The sequence below is a fragment of the Neisseria macacae ATCC 33926 genome, from assembly GCF_022749495.1.
Taxonomy (GTDB): Bacteria; Pseudomonadota; Gammaproteobacteria; order Burkholderiales; family Neisseriaceae; genus Neisseria; species Neisseria macacae.
In genome coordinates this window covers 148490-172916 of the sequence record NZ_CP094241.1, presented here as the reverse complement: position 1 = coordinate 172916, position 24427 = coordinate 148490, and the positions used below count along the sequence as shown (strand labels likewise).

General features: G+C 51.1%; 22 protein-coding genes. 5 read left to right on the top strand and 17 right to left on the bottom strand.

The window, feature by feature from the left end; genetic code table 11:
- Positions 1-74 precede the first annotated feature (74 nt).
- Positions 75-1199, top strand: a complete 1125-nt coding sequence (gene proB, locus MON40_RS00840) for a glutamate 5-kinase (protein WP_003779949.1) — start codon at positions 75-77, stop codon at positions 1197-1199.
- A gap of 225 nt (positions 1200-1424) precedes the next feature.
- Positions 1425-1556: a hypothetical protein gene (locus tag MON40_RS13340; protein ID WP_259345818.1), complete on the top strand. Its 132-nt coding sequence runs from the start codon at positions 1425-1427 to the stop codon at positions 1554-1556.
- A 318-nt stretch (positions 1557-1874) separates the two neighbouring features.
- On the opposite strand, the gene lpxA is transcribed toward MON40_RS13340, so the two are convergent.
- From lpxA to ispC, 8 genes are all read right to left on the bottom strand, one after another.
- Positions 1875-2651: an acyl-ACP--UDP-N-acetylglucosamine O-acyltransferase gene (gene lpxA / locus MON40_RS00835; protein ID WP_003779946.1), complete on the bottom strand. Its 777-nt coding sequence runs from the start codon at positions 2649-2651 to the stop codon at positions 1875-1877.
- A gap of 42 nt (positions 2652-2693) precedes the next feature.
- On the bottom strand, positions 2694-3374 hold the full coding sequence (locus tag MON40_RS00830; protein WP_039863244.1) for an Abi family protein: 681 nt from the start codon (positions 3372-3374) through the stop codon (positions 2694-2696).
- 206 nt (positions 3375-3580) lie between these two features.
- Positions 3581-4030, bottom strand: coding sequence for a 3-hydroxyacyl-ACP dehydratase FabZ (gene fabZ, locus MON40_RS00825; RefSeq protein WP_003741990.1), 450 nt, complete (start codon positions 4028-4030; stop codon positions 3581-3583).
- Between the two features lie 124 nt (positions 4031-4154).
- Positions 4155-5198, bottom strand: coding sequence for a UDP-3-O-(3-hydroxymyristoyl)glucosamine N-acyltransferase (gene lpxD, locus MON40_RS00820; protein WP_003779940.1), 1044 nt, complete (start codon positions 5196-5198; stop codon positions 4155-4157).
- A gap of 195 nt (positions 5199-5393) precedes the next feature.
- Positions 5394-5897: an OmpH/Skp family outer membrane protein gene (locus MON40_RS00815; protein WP_372338583.1), complete on the bottom strand. Its 504-nt coding sequence runs from the start codon at positions 5895-5897 to the stop codon at positions 5394-5396.
- Between the two features lie 162 nt (positions 5898-6059).
- Positions 6060-8459, bottom strand: coding sequence for an outer membrane protein assembly factor BamA (gene bamA, locus MON40_RS00810; protein WP_003779935.1), 2400 nt, complete (start codon positions 8457-8459; stop codon positions 6060-6062).
- Positions 8460-8463: 4 nt separating this feature from the next.
- Complete coding sequence (gene rseP, locus MON40_RS00805) at positions 8464-9804, bottom strand: RIP metalloprotease RseP (protein WP_003779933.1); 1341 nt, start codon at positions 9802-9804, stop codon at positions 8464-8466.
- Between the two features lie 211 nt (positions 9805-10015).
- Positions 10016-11200: a 1-deoxy-D-xylulose-5-phosphate reductoisomerase gene (ispC, locus tag MON40_RS00800; RefSeq protein ID WP_003779930.1), complete on the bottom strand. Its 1185-nt coding sequence runs from the start codon at positions 11198-11200 to the stop codon at positions 10016-10018.
- Between ispC and MON40_RS00795 the strand changes: the two genes are divergently transcribed.
- Entirely contained in the window at positions 11194-11358 is a 165-nt protein-coding gene (locus MON40_RS00795) for a hypothetical protein (protein ID WP_167317439.1), read from the top strand. The genes ispC and MON40_RS00795 overlap by 7 nt on opposite strands.
- Before the next feature lie 118 nt (positions 11359-11476).
- Here the strand turns inward: MON40_RS00795 and MON40_RS00790 are convergent, their stop codons facing one another.
- From MON40_RS00790 to MON40_RS00765, 6 genes are all read right to left on the bottom strand, one after another.
- A complete protein-coding gene (locus tag MON40_RS00790) occupies positions 11477-12271 on the bottom strand; it encodes a phosphatidate cytidylyltransferase (RefSeq protein WP_003779928.1) in 795 nt (264 codons plus the stop codon).
- A gap of 2 nt (positions 12272-12273) precedes the next feature.
- Positions 12274-13020: an isoprenyl transferase gene (locus tag MON40_RS00785; RefSeq protein ID WP_003758925.1), complete on the bottom strand. Its 747-nt coding sequence runs from the start codon at positions 13018-13020 to the stop codon at positions 12274-12276.
- Between the two features lie 57 nt (positions 13021-13077).
- Entirely contained in the window at positions 13078-13635 is a 558-nt protein-coding gene (gene frr / locus MON40_RS00780) for a ribosome recycling factor (protein ID WP_003758927.1), read from the bottom strand.
- Between the two features lie 342 nt (positions 13636-13977).
- A complete protein-coding gene (locus MON40_RS00775; protein WP_003779924.1) occupies positions 13978-15102 on the bottom strand; it encodes a hypothetical protein in 1125 nt (374 codons plus the stop codon).
- Complete coding sequence (locus MON40_RS00770; protein ID WP_003779922.1) at positions 15092-16045, bottom strand: ABC transporter ATP-binding protein; 954 nt, start codon at positions 16043-16045, stop codon at positions 15092-15094. The genes MON40_RS00775 and MON40_RS00770 overlap by 11 nt, the downstream gene beginning before the upstream one ends.
- Before the next feature lie 431 nt (positions 16046-16476).
- Complete coding sequence (locus MON40_RS00765; RefSeq protein WP_039863262.1) at positions 16477-17451, bottom strand: S49 family peptidase; 975 nt, start codon at positions 17449-17451, stop codon at positions 16477-16479.
- 795 nt (positions 17452-18246) lie between these two features.
- On the opposite strand from MON40_RS00765, the gene MON40_RS00755 reads away from it, so the two are divergent.
- Together MON40_RS00755 and MON40_RS00750 are read left to right on the top strand one after the other, a co-directional pair.
- Positions 18247-19062, top strand: a complete 816-nt coding sequence (locus tag MON40_RS00755) for a PoNe immunity protein domain-containing protein (RefSeq protein WP_003779919.1) — start codon at positions 18247-18249, stop codon at positions 19060-19062.
- A 26-nt stretch (positions 19063-19088) separates the two neighbouring features.
- Positions 19089-19661: a hypothetical protein gene (locus MON40_RS00750; protein ID WP_242925958.1), complete on the top strand. Its 573-nt coding sequence runs from the start codon at positions 19089-19091 to the stop codon at positions 19659-19661.
- Positions 19662-20420: 759 nt separating this feature from the next.
- Here MON40_RS00750 and MON40_RS00745 read toward each other — a convergent pair.
- From MON40_RS00745 to adhE, 3 genes are all read right to left on the bottom strand, one after another.
- Complete coding sequence (locus MON40_RS00745; protein WP_242925846.1) at positions 20421-21317, bottom strand: IS3 family transposase; 897 nt, start codon at positions 21315-21317, stop codon at positions 20421-20423.
- Entirely contained in the window at positions 21221-21571 is a 351-nt protein-coding gene (locus MON40_RS00740; RefSeq protein ID WP_003756620.1) for a helix-turn-helix domain-containing protein, read from the bottom strand. Before MON40_RS00740 ends, MON40_RS00745 begins: the two co-directional genes overlap by 97 nt.
- Before the next feature lie 117 nt (positions 21572-21688).
- Complete coding sequence (adhE, locus tag MON40_RS00735) at positions 21689-24304, bottom strand: bifunctional acetaldehyde-CoA/alcohol dehydrogenase (protein WP_003779917.1); 2616 nt, start codon at positions 24302-24304, stop codon at positions 21689-21691.
- Between the last annotated feature and the right edge of the window lie 123 nt (positions 24305-24427).

Genomic DNA, 24427 nt, shown 5'->3' with positions numbered 1-24427 from the left:
TTCGCGCTTTCAGACGACCTTTTTACGTTTAACAACCCGTCCGAAGCCGCCCCATATCCCCAGCGAGAAAAACCATGTCCCTGCAAAACCTCTCCAACATCCGCACCCTCGTCGTCAAAGTCGGCTCCAGCCTCGTTACCGCGGGCGGCAAAGGCATAGACCAAGCCGCACTCGACCGCTGGGCGGCGCAAATCGCCGAACTCGGCAAACAAGGCGTGCAAACCGTCCTCGTTTCCAGCGGCGCCATCGCCGAAGGTATCAAACGGCTGGGCTGGAGCAAACGCCCCACCGCCATCAACGAACTGCAAGCCGCCGCCGCCGTCGGGCAAACCGGCATCGCCCAAGCCTACGAAACCGCATTCGCACCGCACGGCATCCGCACCGCCCAAATCCTGCTCACCCACGACGACCTGAGCAACCGCACCCGCTACCTCAACGCCCGCAGCACCCTGCAAACCCTGTTGTCCAAAGGCATCGTCCCCGTCATCAACGAAAACGACACCGTGACCACCGACGAAATCAAACTTGGCGACAACGACACCCTCGGCGCACTCGTGACCAACCTTATCGAAGCCGACGCCCTAGTCCTCCTGACCGACCAAAAAGGCCTGTACGACAGCGACCCGCGCAAAAATCCGCAAGCCAAACTGATTCCGACCATAGCAGCCGACCATCCCGACCTCGAAAGCATGGCGGGCGGCGCGGGCAGCAGCGTCGGCACCGGCGGCATGTACACCAAAGTAACCGCTGCCAAACGCGCCGCACTCAGCGGAGCCGCCACCGTCGTCGCATGGGGTGGCGAACCCGACGTCCTCGTCCGCCTCAAACAAGGCGAAAGCATAGGCACGCTCTTCACCAGCGCGCACAGCCGCGTAGCCGCCCGCAAACAATGGCTGCTCGGACACGTCCAAACCGCCGGCAGCCTGACCGTCGATAGCGGCGCGGCAAAAGCCCTGACCGAACAACACGCCAGCCTGCTGCCCGTCGGCTGCATCCGCGCGGACGGCCATTTTCACCGCGGCGAACTCGTCGCCATCCTCGATACCGACGGCAAAGAAATCGCCCGCGGCCTCACCAATTACAGCAGCGGCGAAACCGCCAAAATCCTGCAAACCCCGTCCGAGCGCATCGCCGAAAAATTAGGCTACGCCCACGAAGACGAACTCATCCACCGCGACAATATGGCGTCGCATTGGTAAAAAGGTCGCCTGAAACCTTATAGTGGATTAAATTTAAATCAGGACAAGGCGACGAAGCCGCAGACAGTACAGATAGTACGGGACCGATTCACTTGGTGCTTCAGCACCTTAGAGAATTGTTCTCTTTGAACTAAGGCAAGGCAACGCCGTACTGGTTTAAAGTTAATCCACTATATTATTGCGTTTCAGACGACCTCCCCTCCCATCCAACCAAAGGAAACCAGCATGAAAAAATTCATCTTCCTCACCACCGCCCTCCTGCTCCTCAACGCCTGCGCCTCCCAATCCGGACAAGGCAGTTCTGCACAAGTCTATGGCGAAATCAAAGGCGGCGTAGAAAGCAGCCACGTCCACTAAAGCGGGCGGAACGGCAGGCATTGCCCACGCAGAAGATGCCGCCCCATTCCCCTGAAATCCGCATGACGAACATCGTGCCATAAAATCAAAAGGTCGTCTGAAACTCGGTTTACCTGGTTTTCAGACGACCTTTTCTATTGGTCTGAAGACGAATGTTTGGACGGCAGTCATTCCCGCGCCAAACAGGGAAAGGACAAGGCTGATGTTGCGACAACGTCGTCTGAAACGGTTTGCGGACAGCACCCAGTTTCTATTCAAACCTTTTCGCCGCTACGGCTTTCAGCCCTTAATCCTGCCTGTCGGTACGGTTTCTCCCAATCAGCGGATAATTCCGCGCGTGGATTGGGCGAAGAAGTCTTTAAACACCGCCAACTCGGCTTGCGTTTCGGCGCGGCGGAGGATGTCGGCTTTGGCTTCTTCAAACGGGATGCCGCGGTGGTAGATGGTTTTATACACATCTTTGACGGCGGCGATCTGCTCGGGGGTGAAGCCGTTGCGACGCATGCCTTCGCTGTTGATGCCTGCGGGTTCGGCGCGGTAGCCTGCCGCCATGAAGTAGGGCGGTACGTCTTTGTGTACGCCTGCGGCGAAGGCGGTCATGGCGTAGTCGCCGATTTGGCAGAACTGGAACACCAGCGTGTAGCCGCCCAAGACGACGTAGTCGCCGATGGTAACGTGTCCGGCGAGCGAGGCGTTGTTGGCGAAGATGGTGTGGTTGCCGATGACGCAGTCGTGCGCGAGGTGGCAATACGCCATAATCCAGTTGTCGTCGCCGACGCGGGTTTCGCCGATGCCGGTTACCGTGCCTAGGTTGAAGGTGGTGAATTCGCGGATGGTGTTGCCGTTGCCGATAATCAGCTTGGTCGGCTCGTCGCGGTATTTTTTGTCCTGCGGGATTTCGCCGAGGCTGGCAAATTGGAAAATGCGGTTGTTTTCGCCGATGGTGGTGTGGCCGTTGATGACGGTATGCGGGCCGATTTCGGTGTTCGCGCCAATTTGGACGTTGGGACCGATGATGGTATACGCGCCGACTTTGACGCTTGAGTCGAGTTCGGCTTTGGGGTCAATGACGGCGGTCGGGTGGATGAGGGTCATGTTTTTAATACTCCGCTGCTTGTTTAGACAAATAATAGAAAATTACAGTTTGTCGATTTCATCGCAGACCGCAATCACTTGATCGCTAAAATGGCTGAATACTGAAGCAGTATCTACATCCATATAATTAAGCAGTTCAAAAATAGATCGGTGGATATTTCTAGCGTAGTTAGTATCTTTTATTGCACCTTTAAAACAAATCGGCTCGTGATGTGCCAAACGATTACGGAATTTGTTAATATTGGAAAGTTCTTGAAAAATCCATTTTTGGTTATATTGCACACTTGGTGTAGATTTGGGCTTTTTTGGAAAAACTTTCATCAATACTTTCCCTGTAGCATCAAATTGAGCATCTTTCCCTCCTGCAAACAGATACCGCCAAAAACCGAATCCTAGTCCTGCAACCAATTGGTTGTGGTCAAACTTTCCCCCGCTATTATTTCGTATTTTAGATAATGCAACCTTGATTAATTCAGCAGATTCTTTCGTACCATTTCTTAAAAAGCAACCTTGAAATTTCAATGCGGGATTCGTCTGTGGCTGTATGCTATCATATAACCAGTTTCTGTCTTTAAACTCCTGCTGAAGGCAAATGTCAATTTTGTTTCTTAAAACAATCTCAAATATTGAAACAACATGAAAAAGTTCTCTTGATAAAGATAAATTCAATAAATACAATTCAGCTGCTTTGTCTTCCCCAACGGCATTTTTATACCGTTCCATTCTGAAATCAGAAAAAATACTACAGCATTCCTTATAATTCACGCTAACACCTGATTCTTTATTTTTAAATTGACGTTTCAAACTATATTTGATACAGTTAGGTAAAACTAATCCCCACCGTGTCCCTGGGTTTGAACAAACCTAAACCGGTGGGTTTTCTTTTTATTAGGTCGTCTGAAACTTTCAGACGACCTTTTTCTGAACACTCAAACCACGCGTTTGGCACACATGATGATGGCTTCGACGGCGACTTGTCCGTCCACTTTGGCGACGGCGCTGAATTTGCCGATGCCGCGTTTGTTGGTCAGCAGCTCGACTTCGAAAACAAGCTGGTCGCCGGGGATGACTTGGCGTTTGAAGCGGGCTTCGTCTATGCCGGCGAAGAAGAAGAATTCGTTTTCTTTGCGGCCGCCTTCGCTGAGGATGGCGAGTGTGCCGCAGGCTTGCGCCATGGCTTCGATGATGAGTACGCCGGGCATGACGGGCAGGTCGGGGAAATGGCCTTGGAACTGCGGCTCGTTCATGGTGACGTTTTTAATCGCGGTCAGGGTTTTCATGGACTCGAAGGCGGTGATGCGGTCGAGTTGCAAAAACGGGTAGCGGTGGGGAATGAGTTTTTGGATGTCTTTGGCTTCGATGGGGAGTTGTACGTCCATGTTCGTCGTATTCCTTGGTATTTCGGGGTTGGCTGGGCGGTTTCATCGCGGAGGCTTTAAAACGATAGGCTTTGCCGCTTTGTTGGGATTTAAAGCGCATCCGCCATGTAAACCGATTGTGGGGTTATTCGTCTTTTTCGCTGTCGCTCAGACGGTTTTCCAATATTTTGAGGCGTTTGTTCATTTCGCTCAGGCGGTGGATATAAACGGCGTTGCGCGCCCATTCTTTATGGGTGGACATTGGGAAGATGCCGGCGAGGTGTTTGCCGCTTTCGGTAATGCTGTGGGTCACGGACGTGCCGCCGCCGATGGTGGTTTTGTCGGCAATTTCGATGTGTCCGACCGTACCGACGCCGCCGCCGATGATGCAGTAGCTGCCGATGGTAACGCTGCCTGAGATGCCGGTTTTGGCGGCGATGACGGTGTGCGAACCGATTTTGCAGTTGTGTCCGATTTGGACTTGGTTGTCGATTTTGGTGCCGTTGCCGACGGTGGTGTCGCTCATCGCGCCGCGGTCGATGTTGGTGTTCGAGCCGATTTCTACGTCGTCGCCCAGCGTTACCGCGCCGGTTTGCGGGATTTTAAACCATGAATCGCCGGCGAAGGCGAGTCCGAATCCGTCCGCACCGATGACTGCGCCGCTGTGGATTTCAACGCGGTTGCCCAGTGTGCAGCCGTAATAAACGACGGCGTTGGGATGCAGGACGACTTCGTCGCCCAGTTTGCAATCGTGTTGGACAACGGCGTTTGCCAAGATGCGGCAGCCTTCGCCGAGCACGGTGTTCGCGCCGATGTAGGCGTTTGCACCGATTTCGCAGCTTGCGGGAACGGTGGCACTTTCTTCGACGACGGCGGTCGGATGGATGCCGCCGCGCGCTTTGACGATGGGCGAAAACAGGCGGGCGACTTTGGCGAAATAGAGATAGGGATCATCGGCGACAATCAGGTTTCGCCCTTCAAATTCGTTTACTGCTTTGGCGGAAACGATGACCGCACCCGCGCTGCTGTCGTGGACTTCGGCTTTGTATTTCGGATTGGCGAGGAAGCTGATGTGTTCCGCCTGCGCGTCTGCGAGCGGGCGCACGGCGGCGACGGAAATGTCCTCGCCGCGCCATTCGCCGCCAAGCTGCGCTGTGATTTGGGACAGGGTGTAGGTTTTTGAAGTCATGATGTTTCGTAAGCTTTGAGATGAGGTCGTCTGAAAGGGACGGCGGGAGCAGTCGGACAGAACGGTTTGCCTAAAACGTATGCCGGCAGGAGTGATAAGACAGGTAATTATATCGTTTATTGGATTTTCAGACGACCCTTCGCTTGAAAGAGGTCGTCTGAAAACAGGTTTGCTGTATCTCGTTCAGCCTTCCGATTAACGTGTATTCAGGGCTTTAATCACGCTGTCGGTAATGTCGTAACGCGCGTTGACGTAAATCACGTCCTGCAAAATCACATCGTAGCCTTCGCGTTTGGCAAGATCGACGATGATGCGGTTGGCGTTTTGCTGGAGGGCGGCAAATTCTTCGTTGCGGCGCAGGTTGTAGTCTTCTGCCAGCTCCGCCTGTTTCTTGCGGAACTGCTGAACCAGCTCGCCCCAGCGTTTTGCCGCAGCTTCACGCTCTTTGCCCTGCAATTTGCCTTCGGACAGGGATTTTTCGAGCTTCTCACCTTCTTGCTGCAATTTCTGCAAAGCGTCCTGACGGCTGCGGAATTCTTTTTCCAAGGTCGTCTGAATGCGTTGCGCCTGCTTGGACTCAAGATAAACGCGCTCGGTATTGATAAAGCCGATTTTCTGTACGGCTTCCGCCGCCGCAGCTTGGTTCATCAACCCGAAGCCCAATAAAGCCGCGCCGCCGAGGCGGAAGGCGTTGGCAATGATGTTCATCTGGATTTCCTTGATTTTGTATCCCGCCCATCAGCGGGATGACGGTTTGTTTTTAAAAAGAGGCAGAACGCCCTGCCCCTTTTCCTTCAGGTCGTCTGAAAATGTTTATCTGCATAGGGATTTCGGTTTTCAGACGACCTTTTTCTGCCTACGTCAGAATGTGGTACCCAATTGGAACTGGAAGCGTTGGATTTCGTCGCTGTCTTTTTTCTTGATCGGGTAGGCGTAGCTGAACTTCATCGGACCCAGTGGCGAGAGCCAGGTTACTGCCGCACCGGCGGAGTAGCGCAACTCTTCCTTGAAGGTCGATTTGTGGGTCTTGCCTAAGCCGTATGGGTTTTGAGCGGCATTGTTGGTGTAGTAGGTATTGCTGCTGCTGTCGTTATAAGTTTTGCCGTCCCATACGCTGCCCGCGTCGGCAAACAGACTCAGACGGACGGAGCGGGAGTCTTTGATACCCGGCATCGGGAACAGCAACTCGGCGGAAACGTTGGCTTTTTTGTTGCCGCCGTAGCTGATTTTCTCGCCGTATTCGTCATAAACTTTCGGACCCAGCGTGCCGCTCTCGTAACCGCGTACGGAGCCTAAGCCGCCGCCGTAGAAGTTTTCAAAGAACGGCATGGTTTTGGTTTTGCCGTAGCCGTTGCCGACGCCGACTTCGCCGCCGAGCATCAGGGTAAAGTCTTTGGTCAGCGGGAAGAACCAGGTTTGGTTGTGGGTCAGTGTGTAGTATTGCAGGTCGCTGCCCGGCAGGGCGATTTCACCGTTGATGCCGGTCATGTAACCGCGGGTCGGCCACAATGCGCTGTCGGTTTTATTGCGTCCCCAACCAATCGTACCTTTGTACAGCCAGCCTTTGAAGCTGCCTACGCCGTCCGTGCCTTTACCGTATTGGTTGATAAAGTCGGCATAACGTTTAGGCGCGCCTTTGTAGGTATTCACAGTCAGGTGTTCCGCCGCCAGACCCAAATTGACACGGTCGTATTCGGTAACGGGGATGCCCATGCGCACGCCGCCGCCTGCGGTGGTGGTTTTATATTGTTTCGCGCTAGAAGAGGCTTTACGCGGGTCGTAAGACTTGCCGTAAATATCGTAACCGAGGCTCACGCCGTCGGGTGTGAAATACGGATCGGTAAACGACAGCGAGCCGTTCAGCGTGGTTTTGCTTCGTGAAGCGCGCAGGGAAACGGATTTACCCGTACCGAACAGGTTGTCTTGGGAAACGCCCACAGACATGACCAAGCCGGTATCCTGAACCCAGCCCGCACTCATATCCAGCGAACCGGTAGAACGCTCGTTCACGCTCATGTTCAAATCGACTTGGTCGGGCGTATTGGCAACCGGCACGGCATCGAATTGTACGTTGTCGAAGTAGCCCAGCAGCTCGACACGCTCTTTGGAACGTTGCAGCTTGGAAGTGTCGTAAGGCGCGGATTCCATCTGACGCAATTCGCGGCGCACGACTTCGTCACGGGTTTTGTTGTTGCCGGTGATGTTGATTTCGTTCACATAGATTTTGCGGCCGGGTTCGACGTTCAGGACGAAATCGACAGTTTGGGTCTCGGCATTGGGCACTGGCTGAACGTTGACTTCGCTGAACGCGTAGCCTGCCGTACCCATGCGGTTTTGAATGGCTTCGAGCGATTTGACCATTTGGGCGCGTTCGTACCATTTGCCCTTTTTCATGGTCAGCAGTTTTTGCAGCTCTTCTTTCGGCACTTCGCGGGTATCGCCTTCTATGCGCACGTCGCCCCAACGGAAGCGTTCGCCCTCGTCAACCGTGATTTTGATGGTTTGCTTGGTTTTGTCTTCGTTGGTCTGGATGTCGGTATCCAGAATGCGGAAATTGAAATAGCCGTTGTTTTGGTAGAACTCGCTGACGCGCTCCATGTCTTGCGAGAATTTCTGCTCGTTAAACTGGTTGCTCTTGGTCAGCCAAGTCCACATGCCGCCTTCGCTCAAAGACATTTGCTTCATGAGCTTGCGGTCGGAATAGACTTTGTTGCCTTCAAATTCGATGTCGGTAATCTTGGTGGTTTTACCCTCGTCGATGGCGATGTCGATGGAAACGCGGTTACGCGCGAGTTTGGTGACGGTCGGCGTGATTTGGACCGACTGTTTGCCGCGGCTTTTGTATTCTTCCTTCAGGCTGGCGACAGACTGGCTCAGCGTGGCCGGATTGAAGTATTGGGATTGCGCCAAACCGAAGGATTCAAGGTTTTTCTTGATTACATCGTTTTGCAGCATTTTCGCGCCGGTGATGTTCAGCGTGCTGATGGTCGGGCGTTCGATAACGGTCAGCAAGACCTGATTGCCCATGGTCTCTACGCGGACATCGTCAAAAAAACCGGTCGCATACAGAGTTTTGATGATTTCTTCGCTGCGTGCGTCGCTGAATTGGTCGCCGACTTTGACGGGCAGGTAGTTGAAGACCGTACTCGGTTCGGTGCGCTGCAAACCTTCGACGCGGATGTCTTGAATGGTGAAGTCGGCAAACGCCAAAGGCGACATGCCCAATACCATCAAAGCAGAAGCAATCTGTTTCAATTTCATAAAATTATCCAAACAAACGGTTGATGTCATTAAAGAAAGCCAGTGCCATCATGAACAGCATGGCAGCCAGTCCGAGGCGCAGGCCGATTGCCTGTATGCGCTCGCTCAAGGGCTTTCCGCGTATCCATTCGGCAGTGTAGAACACCAAATGCCCGCCGTCCAATACGGGGATGGGCAACAAGTTCAACACGCCTAAACTAATGCTGACCAACGCGAGGAATTCCAAATAGCTTTGAAATCCCAGCTGTGCCGTTTTCCCGGCGACGTCGGCAATGGTCAGCGGGCCTGAAATATGGTTCAGGGAGGCATTGCCTGTAATCAGTTTTCCGAAGAATTTTACCGTCATCCATGCGTTGTTGACGGTTTTGTCCCAGCCCATCGCAAATGCTTCTGCGACAGACGGTTTATATTCGCGCTTGATTTCTTTTGCCCACGCTTCGTCGCCCTGAGGACCGAAGCCCACCCTGCCGACCAGCGTTCTGTCGGGTTGCTGGATACTGTCGGGGCGGATGGTCGTCTGAAAAGTTTGGCCATTGCGCTCGTAGCTCAATTCGATTTTCTTGCCCGGGCTTTGGCTTACGATTTCCACCCATTGCTGCCAAGACTCGATGTCTTGTCCATCGGCACTGATCAGCTTGTCGCCTTTTTTCAAACCGGCTTTTTCAGCCGGACTGTTTTCTGTCACTTCGCCGACACGGGTGGTGATTTTAAAAGGCGACAACCCGATATAGCCTTGGTTTTTCGCAATTTTACCTGCCTCAGGCGTACCGGCGGCATCGATAATCCGCATGGTTTTTTGCCCCGAGGTCGTCTGAACGGCAACATTTACCTTGCCTGACTCGATGTTCAACACGATTTCTTGCTGGGCTTTTTCCCACTCGCCGACGTTAACGCCGTTAACCGAAATAATTTTGTCTCCGGGCTGAAAACCGGCTTTGGCGGCAATGGTATTTTGCTCGACCATGCCGACATAAGGGCGGATTTCGGTAACGCCGAAGGAAAAACTCAAGCCGTAAAGCAGAACCGCCAGCGCGAGATTGGTCAGCGGGCCTGCGGCGACGATGGCGATGCGTTTGGCGGGATGCTGCTTGTCGAAAGCGTAAGGCAGGTCTGCCTGCGCCACTTCCCCCTCGCGCGTATCAACCATTTTGACATAGCCGCCCAACGGGATGGGTGCCAAACACCATTCGGTATCGCCGCGCTTTCTGCTGAAAAACGGTTTGCCGAAGCCGACGGAAAAGCGTACGACTTTGACGCCGCACAATCTGGCGACGATGTAGTGTCCGAACTCGTGCAGGCTGACCAAAATCAGGATGGCGAAAATAAAAGCTAGAAGGGTTTGCAAAAGAATCTCTCTGGTTGGGTATGGGTTGACGTTGTCGATGTTTCAGACGACATATCAAGGCAGGGGTCGTCTGAAAAGCATTCGCAATGTGTAGAAAATATTATTGGCGTTATTTTGCCGATTATAAAGTCAGTCTGCCGTTTTGTCCGCCACACATGACGGGTGGGCGGGTTTTCAGACGACCTGTCATTTTTTATCGTTGCAGCACGGTTTATTCCAATGCGGCGATAAATTCCTGCGCCTGCCTGCGGGTAACGGCGTCTTGCGCCAGCAGGTTTTCGATATTGCCGAGGTCGTCTGAAAAGTCTTGTGCGAGACAGTGGGCGACGGTTTTGGCAATGTCGGTAAACTTAATCTGTCCGTCTAAGAAGGCGGCGACGGCGGCTTCGTTGGCGGCGTTCAATACGCAGGGCGCGGCTCCGCCCGCGTTCATGGCTTCATAGGCGAGCTTCAGGCAGGGGAAGCGGTCAAAGTCGGGCTTTTGGAAGGTCAGCGCAGACAATGCGTCGAAATCCAGGTCGCCGACACCCGAATCAATACGCTCGGGCAAGCCCAAACAATAAGCGATGGGCGTACGCATATCGGGATTGCCCAGTTGCGCCAACACGGAGCCGTCGCGGTAACGCACCATGCTGTGTATCACGGACTGCGGATGAATGACGACTTCGAGTTTATCAGGCGGGCAGTTGAACAGCCAATGCGCTTCAATCAGCTCCAAACCTTTGTTCATCATGGTGGCGGAATCGACGGAAATTTTGCGACCCATGCTCCAATTGGGATGTTTCACGGCTTGCGCGGGCGTAATGCTGTCGAACGTGTCTAAATCGGTCGTCAGAAACGGACCGCCGGAAGCCGTCAGGATAATCGAGCGGATGCCGTGTTCGTTCAGACGACCTGTGTAATCGCGCGGCAAAACTTGGAAAATGGCGTTGTGTTCGCTGTCGATGGGCAACACTGCCGCGCCGTTTGCGCGCGCGGTTTCCATAAACAACGCGCCGGAAACCACCAACGTCTCTTTGTTCGCCAAATAAATGGTTTTGCCTTTTTGCGCCGCCGCCAGCGCGGAAGGCAGCCCCGCCGCACCGACGATGGCGCACATGACACCGCTGACTTCGTCGGCAGAGGCAACGTCAACCAATGCCTGCGCGCCGTGTAAAACCTGCGTCGCCGTGCCGTCGCGTTTCAACAGAGCTTCAAGCCGGGCGGCGTGTTCCGCATCGGCGACGACGGCATATTCGGGGCGGAACGTCCGGCATTGCGCCGCCAGCTTCTCAACCTGCTTATGCCCCGCCAACGCGAATACGCGGAATTTTTCGGGGTGGCGGGAGACAACGTCCAGCGTGCTTTCGCCTATGCTGCCGGTACTGCCTAATATGGTCAGGACTTGTTGTGTCATGGTGCGTTCTTTATGTACTGCTTTCGGATTTCAGACGACCTTTGGGCTTGAGGTCGGAAAGGTCGTCTGAAAACGCTTATTCGATATTGTGTTTGATGTGTTCCAACGATTTTTATAGTGGATTAACTTTAAACCAGTACGGTGTTGCCTCGCCTTAGCTCAAAGAGAACGATTCTCTAAGGTGCTGAAGCACCAAGTGAATCGGTTCCGTACTATCTGTACTGTCTGCGGCTTCGTCGCCTTGTCCTGATTTAAAGTTAATCCACTATAACCGCTTCAGAACAAGCTTTCAAAGGCGGCATAGACGCTGATGACGGCAATCAGGCTGTCCACGCGGTCAAACACGCCGCCGTGTCCGGGCAGCAGATTGCTGCTGTCTTTGATGCCCGCCGCGCGTTTGAGCCAGCTTTCCAGCAAGTCGCCGCATACGCTGACAACGGTCAACACCAAACCGATTAACACGGTATTGAACCAGCCTGCGTCAAACGTCAGCCAACCTGACCACCACACCACAGTCATATACACTGCCACGCAAATCGCGCCGCCGATTGCGCCTTCCCAGCTTTTACCGGGACTGACGGTCGGTGCGATTTTGTGTTTGCCGAACGCTTTGCCGCTGAAATACGCGCAAACATCGGCAACCCACACCAAACCCATCACGGCAAGCAGCGACAAGGCGTAATCGGGATGCGGACGCAGGGACATGAGTGCGAACCAAAACGGCATGACCAAAAGCCAACCGACGGTATAAGCCTGCCAGCCGCCGTTCAATTTCCATTTGAATTTCAGCCACAAAGGCATAACGACCAGCCAAAACGCCAAAACGGCGTACCAGACGATATCCGGCAGCGTCCAACCGCCTGCGTAGGCGATGACGCCGAACACCAGCGTCGCGGCGAGATAATGATTGGTTTTCAGTTTTTCCAATCCGCTCATGCGGGCGTATTCCCACAGCGTAACCAGGGAAATCAATCCGCAAAATGCCGCCCACAGCCATTGCGGCGCGTAAAACAGCATACCGAGCATCAACGGCAGCATCCACAGCGCCGTGATAATCCGTTGTTTCAACATTTTTAACCCCTTTGCTGCTCTACCGGCAGCTGTTCCGAAGTGCGTCCGAAGCGCCGTTCGCGTTTTTGGAACGAGGCGACAGCATCGTCCAAGGCTTTGCTGTCAAAATCGGGCCACAGGGTATCGGTAAAATAAAGTTCGGCATACGCCATCTGCCAAAGCAGGAAATTGCTGATGCGTGTTTCGCCGCCGGTGCGGATGAACAAATCCGGTTCCGGCGCATCTCCCAGCATCAAGTGTTTCGCCAGCGCGTCTTCCGTAATTTCGGATACGCCTTCGGCAATCAGTTTGTTTGCCGCCTGCAAAATATCCCAGCGGCCGCCGTAATCCGCGGCAATGCTCAGGGTCAGGCCGGTATTGTTCGCCGTCAACGCTTCCGCCTCTTCGATGCCTTGCAGAATCTGCCGGTTGAAGCGTTCGCGGCTGCCCAACACCTTCAGGCGCATATTGTTTTCGTGCAGACGGCGCACCTGTTTTTGCAAAGCCTGCAAAAACAGCCCCATCAGGAACGACACTTCGTCTTCGGGGCGACGCCAGTTTTCAGTCGAAAAGGCAAACACGGTCAGATATTGCACACCCAGTTTGGCGCAATGCTTCACCATATTTTCCAACGCGTCCAAGCCGCGTTTGTGCCCCATCACGCGGGGAAGGAAACGCTTTTTCGCCCAACGGCCGTTGCCGTCCATAATCACGGCGATATGCTTCGGAACCGAAGTATGTTCCAAAATGGTCTGCGTGCTGCTCTTCATATCTGCCTTTCGCAGCGCGGCGGTTCAAAGGTCGTCTGAAACGCCGCGGACAAGGGTTTAAATCGCCATCAAATCTTCTTCTTTGGCAGCCAGCGTTTTATCGGCTTCGGCGATGTATTTGTCGGTCAGTTTTTGAACCGCCTCTTCGCCGCGACGTGCTTCGTCTTCGGAAATTTCTTTGTCTTTCAAGAGTTTTTTGATGTGATCGTTCGCATCGCGGCGCACGTTGCGGATGGACACGCGTCCTTCTTCCGCTTCGCTGCGTACGACTTTAATCAAATCTTTACGGCGCTCTTCGGTCAGCATGGGCATAGGTACGCGGATCAAATCGCCGACGGCTGCCGGGTTCAGACCCAAGTTTGAATCGCGGATGGCTTTCTCGACTTTGGCTGCCATATTGCTTTCAAAAGGTTTCACGCCGATGGTGCGCGCGTCCAGAAGCGTCACGTTGGCAACTTGGCTGACCGGAACCATGCTGCCCCAGTATTCGACTTCCACTTGGTCCAACAGACCGGTATGCGCACGGCCGGTACGCACTTTCGCCAAATTCTCTTTCAGCACTTCTACCGAGCGCTGCATTTTGCTTTCCGCTGTTTTTTGAATATCGTTAATCATTTTCTGCTTTCAAATAAGATACTGAATTTAAAACCTTGCCCGGACGCATGACCATCCGAACGGCAATCAAGCTGTTAACTGCGCATAGTACCGTCATTCGGCGATTCCGACAAGGCAGGGGCGGTTTTGGGTTTTGTTTCTTAACTGATATTTAAATGCCGTTATAGATGAGTTTGAGACGGAAAAGCATGGACGGCCTCGATACAGCCGCATTCATTTGCGTATAGACAAAAAGGTCGTCTGAAAACCTTGTCAACCGGTTTTCAGACGACCTTTATCCTATCCTACCTCCCAACCTCTCTATGGCTAAAGGCAGGGTGCAAAACAGAAAATACGCTCCTGTTACGATGCAATCACGAACCAAAGACCTCGAAGAAGCAGGTATATCAATAATGTGATGGTAATGTTGTTGTATCGCCATTTCATTTGGTTGATGGAAAAAACCAGCAGTATGAGGAGAAAGAATTGTCCTATGTATACCCATACCATGTCTGCTGACAACAATACGGCACAAATCAATCCCAAAGGCAAAAGAATCATCCAAGCAGGCAACGAAGCAATCGCCCACTTCGGTTTTCTATTGCGCGTACGGACAAATTCTCCAATAGAAGAAAAGGTCGTCTGCTTCTGCGTAATCAAAGACAAAATACTCATGCCGCCATAAGCTACGGCGCAAATATACAGCGCTTGTTGATAGTTGCTTACGAAGCTAATCGCAGCTAAAGGCGTAAGAAGTCCAAGTACGATAAAAGTCAATCGGGAAGAGCGCAGGTGCAGGCGTTCTGCCATAGCAGCGCGGGCGGCAACGCTGCATAAGACAACAGAAATAATGGAGGCAATAATTGGGGATGCTGTATTGGATACGCCTCCACCCAAGTATGAAAGATCTTCCGCGGCGGACAACATACCGGTTAAGAACATAACCATGACGACAAACAGCAATAGGATTTGCAATAGAGACCCTTCCCATTGATCGTTGCCGCGTTTGAACTGCAAAGCATTAACCAATATCATGCAGGCGAGTGCCCATGAGTAGAGCGGCATAGTCAACCACATGATGAAAACATCGTTGTCTTCATGGTTGAAATGAGACATCGTTAGGCCGAGCAGTATCCAGCCGATAAGGAAAATAACCCAACCGGTCAAAGGTGCGACAACAATCCTTGCCCAAGCCATCTGCCACGGAGACAAAGAAGACATACGCAACTGGTCAAACGCATTGCTGGATACATCTTGGCGCAGACTGCGCTCAATCTGCAGATAAAGGGCAATACTTGAAATGAATGCGCCGAATGTACCGACTCCGGCAATATATTCCACCAAGTCCTCAGAATTTGCTTTAGCAAAGATAAACAGGCTGTAGAGTATGATGATGCCTGTAATCATGCCCCAGCTCATGTTGAGCCACATCAGCCTTTGAAATTCGGCGTTAACCCGGATTTTGGGAATATTCAATTTATTGTCCATCGGCTTGCTCCTGTTGCTCTTGTTGCTCCTGCTTGTGGAGATTGAGGCTGTTTTGATAACTGTTTAGCAGCGACGCCTTAATGACGGACGCTTCGCTCAAAGGCAGGTTTTGTTCAAACAGCTTGCGCAACAAGGCCGCACGCGCTTCTTCTCCCGCATCCAATATGACGGTAACGGCATGATTGTTCCATTCTGCCTGCTTCACGCCTTCCGTATTGCGGACCCGCTCGAATATGGATTCATCCAAACCGACAAATTGCAGCGAAACAGTCTGATCTTCGTTAACATCATCATTAACAGATTGAAATGCCTGAACACGTCCGCCTTTGATAACCAGCATATGCGAACAATATTCGTCCAGCTCGGAAAGAATATGGCTCGACACCAAAATGCTCATGCCTTCATCTTTGAGCTTCAGCAGCAACAAAGACAATTCATGTCGTGCCTCAGGGTCAAGACCGCTGGCAGGTTCATCCAAAAGCAGAAACTTAGGACGATGGATGATGACTTGCCCGATACCGACACGCTGTTTCTGACCGCGGGAAAGGTCGCTGACTTTGGCATACAGTTTATGTTCCAAATTAAGCAGGCGAACGGTTTCCAGCAGCAAATCGGGAAGTCGCGCATCAGGAATACCGCGGGATTTGGCGGCATACGTTAAGCACTGGATCACGCTCAAACCATCCGGCAAACCAAAAAAATCAGGCAGGTAGCCGAGTTTGGAAAAGCTGTTGCGCGGATTATCAAGAATAGGCAGACCGTCAAGCAAGACATCGCCGGATGTCGGGATTTCCAATCCTGCCATACAACGCATCAAAGTGGATTTGCCGGCACCATTAGGTCCGATTAATCCGGTAATACTGCCCTGCGGAAGTTCAACCGAGACATCGTACAATGCCTGCGTATTGCCGTAGTAAAAATCTAGATGTTGGACATTAATCATAATATTTATAAGATATGAAGGGGTTGGATGCAAAAATCGGGGGCGCTAACGCCGACTGACAAACTTTTATCACACGGATGAAATGACAAAATGGCTTTTCAGACGACCTCAAACATTTCTTGGCATTTCATGATAAACATTCAGCCTCAGCCGTTCCGATCTTGAGCCTTCGTATTATCAACAAAAAACTGTTTGACATACAAAAAACTGCTTCTGCGGTCGCTTTAATAGAAAGACGGATAACTTTACCCTATATCAGCGAACTTAAAAAAGCGGCAAGGACACCTTCCAAGCCGCTTTTTTATCATTGGTTTGTTACCTTCCAACCTATAAATGGCATATGGAACATCATCAAACACCTCAAGAGATACGTTTTCAGACGACCCCACAATGACTTAGGGCGGCAACAAACGAATAATGGACAAATCCTGTTACCATATTTTCGACAGTTTTTCTTTAACTTTAGTCTCCATTTCAGCACTCAAATGGCGACCCAATATTTTGCCGAAATCTTCTTCAGGCGTATAGTTCACCAGCTCAGGGGCTTTGACGACATCTCTAGCGACACTATATACGCTGCCGAAATCATCAATCAATCCTACTTCTTTAGCCTCCGAACCGGTATAGATACGGCCGCTGAAAACATCAGAATACTGCTGATCTTTCAAACGCTTTCCGCGTCCGAGTTTAACCGATTTAATAAATTCCTTATGGATATCGGTCAGCATTTTTTCCCAAATCTGAGTTTGTGCGGGCGTTTCAGGAGAAAACGGATCGCCCATACCTTTATTGCTGCCCGCGATTTTCAGACGACGTTTGATACCGATTTTATCCATCAGCCCCGTCGCATCAAACCCCCCGCCAATCACACCGATACTGCCGACCACGCTGGACGGGTCCGCATAAATCTTGTCAGCCGCCGCCGCAATGTAATAACAGCCCGATGCACACATATCCTCCGCCACCACATACACAGGAATGTCTTTATGCTCCGACTTCATGCGGCGGATTTCGTTAAACGCAATATTGGAAACCACAGGCGATCCGCCCGGACTATTGGCGCGGATGATAATCGCTTTAGCATTGGGATTATTGTAAACCGCCTCCATACCGGTGCGCAGCATCTCAACCTGATCATCAAGTTCATTGCCGATTTCGCCTTTCAAATCGATCACTGCTGTATGTTCCCCACTGCTTTGCACTGCATCGGTATCGTCTCCAAACAGTGACGCAATAAACATGAGAAATAAAATCACACCGATAACACGCCAAATATTGCGCCAAATACGTGCGCTACGCTGCTCTTTATAAGAAGCCAGCAATACTTCGCGCAATACTTCGCGCTCCCAAAACGAGCCGGAATGAGATGAGGGATTATTCCCCTCGCGAGAATAAGGTTCCTGCATGATCGGTACTTTCATTGTTCAAATTTTGACACTCGGAACCACAATTCAGGTAGCTCCAACATTTTAGAGGATGTCTCCTATCCAATAACCCCGCATTCTACCGTCCTAAAAGATAAAATTTCAATCATCAGCAAATATTTGAACAAAGTTTTCATTTTATAACGAAATTTTTGGTTTCCTCATTAGAGGGAAACAAAGAAAACAGCGTCAAAAAATGATATGGGATATTATGCGCAGCGATAAAAGCTTGAAGGAAGATTTATGATAACTATTTTGAGTAATCGGGCTATTCCTATCATAATGCTGTTTTGTTCCGAAAAACGTACCGATACCGTCGATGTAAACATTATAGTGGATTAAATTTAAACCAGTACGGCGTTGCCTCGCCTTGCCGTACTATCTGTACTGTCTGCGGCTTCGTCGCCTTGTCCTGATTTAAATTTAATCCACTATAAAAGCGCAGACGCCTATTCTGGAAAACGCTTTTTTCAAAACATCCGTAGGAGTGTAGCAAGCGTAGATTGGGGCGGAAATCCAACATCTATCAAGGTCGTCTGAAATTTTCAGACGACCTCTTTGCCAATAGCAGTCGTCCTGTTCAATTGTTCATATGGTTTTGATACACCGCCATCACAAACCTGCCGACCACATTCTCTAGGTAAAGAATTGATTGTTCGATAACGGAGAAAAGGCTAAAAGCACAAAGAAACTATGAAAATGCCAAAAAAACGTCGGAAAAATGCAGAAAACAGATGCAGACGATATTAAATAACTTGTTTATTTAAAGGACTCCAAATGACCAATCAAATCAAATACGACCATAATAAAGACCGTCAAGGATTGTTTGATAGGGATTTTCTTGAGCAATCTTATAAAAATAACCTTATGTTGCTTAATGTCACGTTTCAGTGTGAAAAAAACTATCCTACCGAACCGCCTACAAATGTGGTTGACCAGTTATATCCTTTATTACTTACCGAATACACCGCAGGATTTCCGATAGAAGACATCAAGAAGCGTATGGAGCAGATAGTTTATTACTGTAAGCAATGCCTGGATATACACAGGCAATACGGGCAAAAGGAAGACATCATGTTTATTTGGGGACCGGAGGAGTGGGCGGGAGAAGAGCAACCCAACATTATCGGACTTTGCCTATTGTTCGAACGGATGGATTGGCTGGAAACCATTAAAGACAGCCTCAATCCCTATAACGATGACGAAATGTATTACGATCCATCATTCAGGGCTTTGATAAATATGGCACTACCCACGAAATTTGATCCCAGCGCCAAATTTGCCAAAGGCGGACACAACTTCCGCAAACCCCTACTGCAAGCAATCATGGCGGAAAGCAAGGAAGAATCCCTGAAATATCTCAACGCTTACCTCTCCGGCTGGTACGAAGGCAACCGAAAAATCGGTAATCTCCTGATTGATACACATTTGAACCAAGATCCCGAATATGGGGGCTATATCGGCTACTGGAGCTTTGAATCCGCTGCCGTCGCCTATTTGAAAGACTTAGACGACACCTCCCTGCGGCAGTATCTGTACTATCCTAAAGATATGGTGGACTGGGCGCGGGAGCAGAAGCTTAAGCACGAGTAGGAGTAATACGGCAAGGGTGGATTGATATGAAGAAAATCGTTTTATTATTCTTTATTTATAGTAGTTTCGCTATGGCAGAACAAAATATTTTTCCTGTTCATGAAGTGCAACATTTGTTGGGTTATGGGCAGTTAGAGTTTTTAAAGCCAAATAAAAAAAATATTTTTATGCGCTATACAATGAAAAATAAAGGAATAAAAACATATTCCTTACAAGATGGCTGTTATCAAAAAGATAAAGTAGATAATTGTGTATCTGAAATGGTTTATCTGGAATCTTCGCCTGATGGCAAGTATTCGATATTTATGCATATAGAAGGAGGCATGGTAGAGGATTTGGAAGAAAATTCTTCGCATTACCATGAAACTAATAATATTTTGATTTTAAATCATAAAAGCGGGTGCTTGGTTATGGCGCCTTCTAAATACTACGTTAATTGGAAAGGAAAACATACCTTAAGTGATGGGGATGGAGATAGAGATATTGATTTAAATAAATATTTTAGAGGAATACCTATATTTTATAGAAATAATAAATTGGATGCGGAAAATTATTATGGCGTAGATAATGTAAATAGTTGCCGTAAATTTCAATTGTAAAAATTACCTTCTTATTGGTGCTATCCAGCAAGCGTAGATTGAATTGAAAGTCTGTTATTGAGGTCGTCTGAAAAATTGAGGATTTCTGTTTTCAGACGACCCTTCGTCAAGTGGATACAGATTTAAGAGATAAACCAATCCGTAGCGTAGGCTTCGCCCACGACCTTCCGCCCGAACATCCGAATCTAATCATCTCTGTTCATTCGTGGGTAGAACCCACGCTACGGGCGGCTGGCTCTCCCGTCTGGCGGGAAGGGGCTCTACAGTTTGCACGAATTTGATTTTACCTAAAACCATAAAGCCACCCCCATCCTAACCTTCCCCCGCCGGACGGGGGAAGGAACAAGTTGCCGTTGCAGTAACCCGTAGCGTGGGCTTCGCCCGCGATCTTCCGTCCAAACATCCGAATCCAATCATCTCTGTTTATTCGTGGGTAGAACCCACGCTACGGGCGGCTGGCTCTCCCGTCTGGCGGGAGAGAGCAGCTCTACGGTTTGCACGAATTTGATTTTACCTAGAACCATAAAGCCACCCCCATCCTAACCTTCCCCCGTCGGACGGGGGAAGGAACGCAGCAAATCGTAGCGTGGGCTTCGCCCGCGAGCTTCCGCCCGAACATCCGAATCAAATTATTTATGTTCATTCGTTGGGCAAAGCCCACGCTACGGCTGCTAAAAATAAGTGGGGCACAATATAAAAAACAGAGGTCGTCTGAAAACTGAACTGGCCCCCAAATCTTGGACACTCATAAAAGCCTATTCAGGCGCTCTGTGCAAGCTGGGTTCTGTATGCGACAGGACTCAGCTTTTTCAATTTCAAACTGCAACGCTCCCGGTTGTAGTAATCCATATAGTCATCTATCTGCTTCATCAATTCATCTACCGTCAATTCACCTGCGTTATAGAAACACTCCGTCTTTAACACCGCAAAGAAGCTTTCCATCGGCGCATTGTCCCAACAGTTCGCCTTTCGCGACATGCTTTGAACCATGGAATACTCCGCAAGCAATTCCCTATATCCCGACGTACGGTACAGCACGCCTTGGTCCGAATGCAGCATCGTTCCTTTAGCAGTCAGACGGGGGGCGGCTTTTTCGAGCATTTCCTTCACCATTTCGCTGTCGGCTCTGCGGCTCATGGCGTAGGCGACGATCTCGCGGTTGAACAAGTCCAAGATTGGCGAGAGGTACAGTTTGCCGTCCTTCCCTTTGAGTTCGGTAACGTCGGTCAGCCATTTTTCGTTGGGCTTTCGGGCTTTGAACCGGCGTTTGAGGAGGTGTTCCGATATTTCGCCCATGGCGGGATGGCGGTAGGCTTTTTTCGCCCGTATGAGGGCTTTCAGTTCCATCTGCTTCATCAACCGCGCCACTTTTTTGCGGTTCCAACCCAATGCTGCGGCAATGCGCCTTTGTCCGTAGCGTCCTTTATGCCGCCGGTAGGTTTCGACAAGGAGGGCTTTGTCGGCTGCTTCGGGATCGGGTCGGTCTTGGTGATGGTAGTAAAAGCTGCTTTTGGGCAGGTTTGCGATGTGCAGCAGGTATTTGAGCGGGTGTTGCGCCCTCAGTGTTTGGACGGTTTGGCTTTGTCCTTTGCGGTCTGCTTTTGGCTGAGGGCTTTTAACTCCTTTAGGTAGGCGACCTCTGCGCGCATATAGCACAGTTCTTCAATAAGCTCTGCCTGTGTTTTTTCTTGGTCGGGTTTATCTGCGATGAAGGGGTTTTTGCGGTGTTGGGGCATGGTTTTGGATTGGGGATGTTCGAGTGCGCCGATACCGCCTTCTTGATAGGCGCGTATCCATCGTCTCAGGTGGGTTCGGGAAATGCCGTAGTGGTCTGCGGTACGTTGTTGGCTGCGTATATGCAGGTAGTGGAGTACGGCTTGGTATTTGAAGTGTAATGTATATTTGCTCATAAAAAAACTGCACCTTGTGAGTTGGAGGGGATGTGTCCAACTTTTGGGGTGCAGTTCAAACCCGAAATGCGGTTTTCAGACGACCTTTTTCTTACTCCTTATTGTAATTCGCGAACCTTATTCGCCGTAATAGGCTTTGGTCAGGATTTCTTCCATGTCGGCGACCAATGCCAGACGCGGGTTGGCGGGGGTGCATTGGTCTTCAAAGGACAGCAGTGCCAGTTCTTTGCGGCCGTCGATGAAGGTTTTTTCGTCGATGCCCTGCTCTTTGAACGACATTTTGATGCCGACGTTGACCGCCAGTTCATGACAGGCGCGGGCGAAGGATTCTACGCCTTCGGCGGGGGTGGCGCACGGCAGGCCTAAGGTACGGGCGATTTCCTGATATTTCAGGTCGGCTTTGTAGTAGTTGTACTTCGGCCAAGTGGCGGTTTTCTGCGGGCGCGTGCCGTTGTAGCGGATGACGTGTGGCAGCAGGATGGCGTTGGCGCGGCCGTGCGGAACGTGGTATTTGCCGCCGATTTTGTGCGCCATCGAGTGGTTGATGCCGAGGAATGCGTTGGAGAACGCCATGCCTGCGATGGTGGAGGCGTTGTGCATGTGTTCGCGTGCTTCGGGGTCGGACGCGCCGTGTTTGTAGGAGCGTTCGAGGTATTGGAACACGAGTTTGATGGCTTGCAGGGCGAGGCCGTCGGTAAAGTCGTTGGCGAGTACGGAAACGTATGCTTCTACGGCGTGGGTCAGTACGTCCAGACCGGTGTCGGCGGTTACGCCGGCGGGGACGGTCATGGTAAACGCGGGATCGACGATGGCGATGGTCGGGGTCAGCGAGTAGTCGGCGATGGGGTATTTTTTGTCGCCGTCGCTGATGACGGTAAACGGCGTAACTTCGGAGCCGGTGCCCGATGTGGTTGGGATGCCGATGAATTTGGCTTTGCGGCCCAACTCGGGGAAGCGGAAGGCACGTTTGCGGATGTCCATGAATTTTTGGACGAGGTCTTCAAAGTCGACTTGGGGCTGTTCGTAGAAGAGCCACATGGCTTTTGCCGCGTCCATCGGCGAGCCGCCGCCCAGTGCGATGATGGTGTCGGGCTGGAAGCTGCGCATCAAATCGGTGCCTTTATAGACGGTTTGGACGCTCGGATCGGCCTCGACATCGGTGAAAAGCTGGATGGTTACTTTGTTCTTGCGTTGGTGGAGCTGGTGGGTCACTTTATCGACGAAGCCCAAATCGACCATCGAACGGTCGGTCACAATCATGACTTTTTCGCAGTCTTTCATGTCTTGCAGGTATTGGATGGAATCGCGCTCGAAATAGATTTTTGCGGGTACTTTGAACCATTGCATGTTGTTTCTCCGACGGCCTACTTTTTTGATGTTTAACAGGTTGACTGCGCTGACGTTGCCGCCGACGGAGTTTTTGCCGTAAGAGCCGCAGCCCAAGGTCAGGGACGGCAGGAAGGCGTTATAAACGTCGCCGATGCCGCCGAAGGTGGAAGGCGAGTTCCAAATCACGCGCAGGGCTTTGACGCGGGTGCCGAAGGTTTTTGCCAATTCTTGATCAGCGGTATGGATGGCGGCGGAGTGTCCCAAGCCGTCGAAAGCGACCATTTGTTCGGCAAACTGCAAACCTTGTTCGGTGGAATCCGCTTTGAGCATCGCCAGTACGGGCGAGAGTTTTTCGCGGGTCAGCGGCTCGTTGGGGCCGACTTCGCGGCATTCGGCGATGATGATGTTGGTTTTTTCGGGGACTTTAAACCCTGCCTGCTCGGCAATCCATGCCGCCGGTTTGCCCACAACAGCGGAATTGAGCTTCGCGCCGCCGCAGTTGGCGCAGTTTGCCGTAACGCCGAAGATGAAGTCTTCGAGCATGGCTTTTTCTTTTTTGTTGGCGAAGTACACACCATAGGATTTGAACTCTTCAACTAGCTCTTTATAAATCTCTTTGTCGGCGATGACGGCTTGTTCGCTGGCGCAAATCATGCCGTTGTCGAACGCTTTGGACATCACGATGTCGTGTGCCGCCTGCTGGATGTTTGCCGTTTTTTCAACATAGGCAGGCACGTTGCCCGCCCCGACGCCGAGCGCGGGTTTGCCGCAGGAATAAGCGGCTTCCACCATCGCATTGCCGCCGGTCGCCAAAATCGTCGCTACACCCGGATGCTTCATCAGCGCGGAAGTGCCTTCCATAGACGGTTTTTCAATCCACTGGATACAGTTTTCCGGCGCGCCGGCGGCAATCGCGGCATCGCGTACGATTTGGGCGGCGTGGGCGGAACACTGCTGGGCGGAAGGGTGGAACGAGAAAATAATCGGATTGCGGGTTTTCAGCGCAATCAGGGATTTGAAAATGGTGGTGGAAGTCGGATTGGTGGTCGGCACGATACCGCAGACGACCCCGACCGGATCGGCGATTTCGGTAATGCCGGTTACATCGTCTTCGCTGATGACGCCCACGGTTTTCAAATCGCGCAGGCGGCGCACGACGTTTTCGCAGGCAAACAGGTTTTTGGTCGCCTTATCTTCAAATACACCTCGTCCCGTTTCTTCGACCGCGTGCATGGCGAGTACACCATGTTTGTCCAGCGCGGCAATGGAGGCTTTGGCAACGATATAATCAATCTGCTCCTGATTCAGCTTGCGAAACTCGTCCAACGAGCGCAAACCCTTTTCAACCAAACTGTTGACCTCGGCTACGGCGGGGCTGACGACATTGTCGGCTGATGCGTTCATGGTGTATCTCCTTGATATAAGGTGGCAATAAAGACGATAAATTTTCACTACGATTACTATAAGTAATTTTGTTACATTTCTCTTTGACTTACATCACAAACCATGCATGCTGTTTTCAGACGA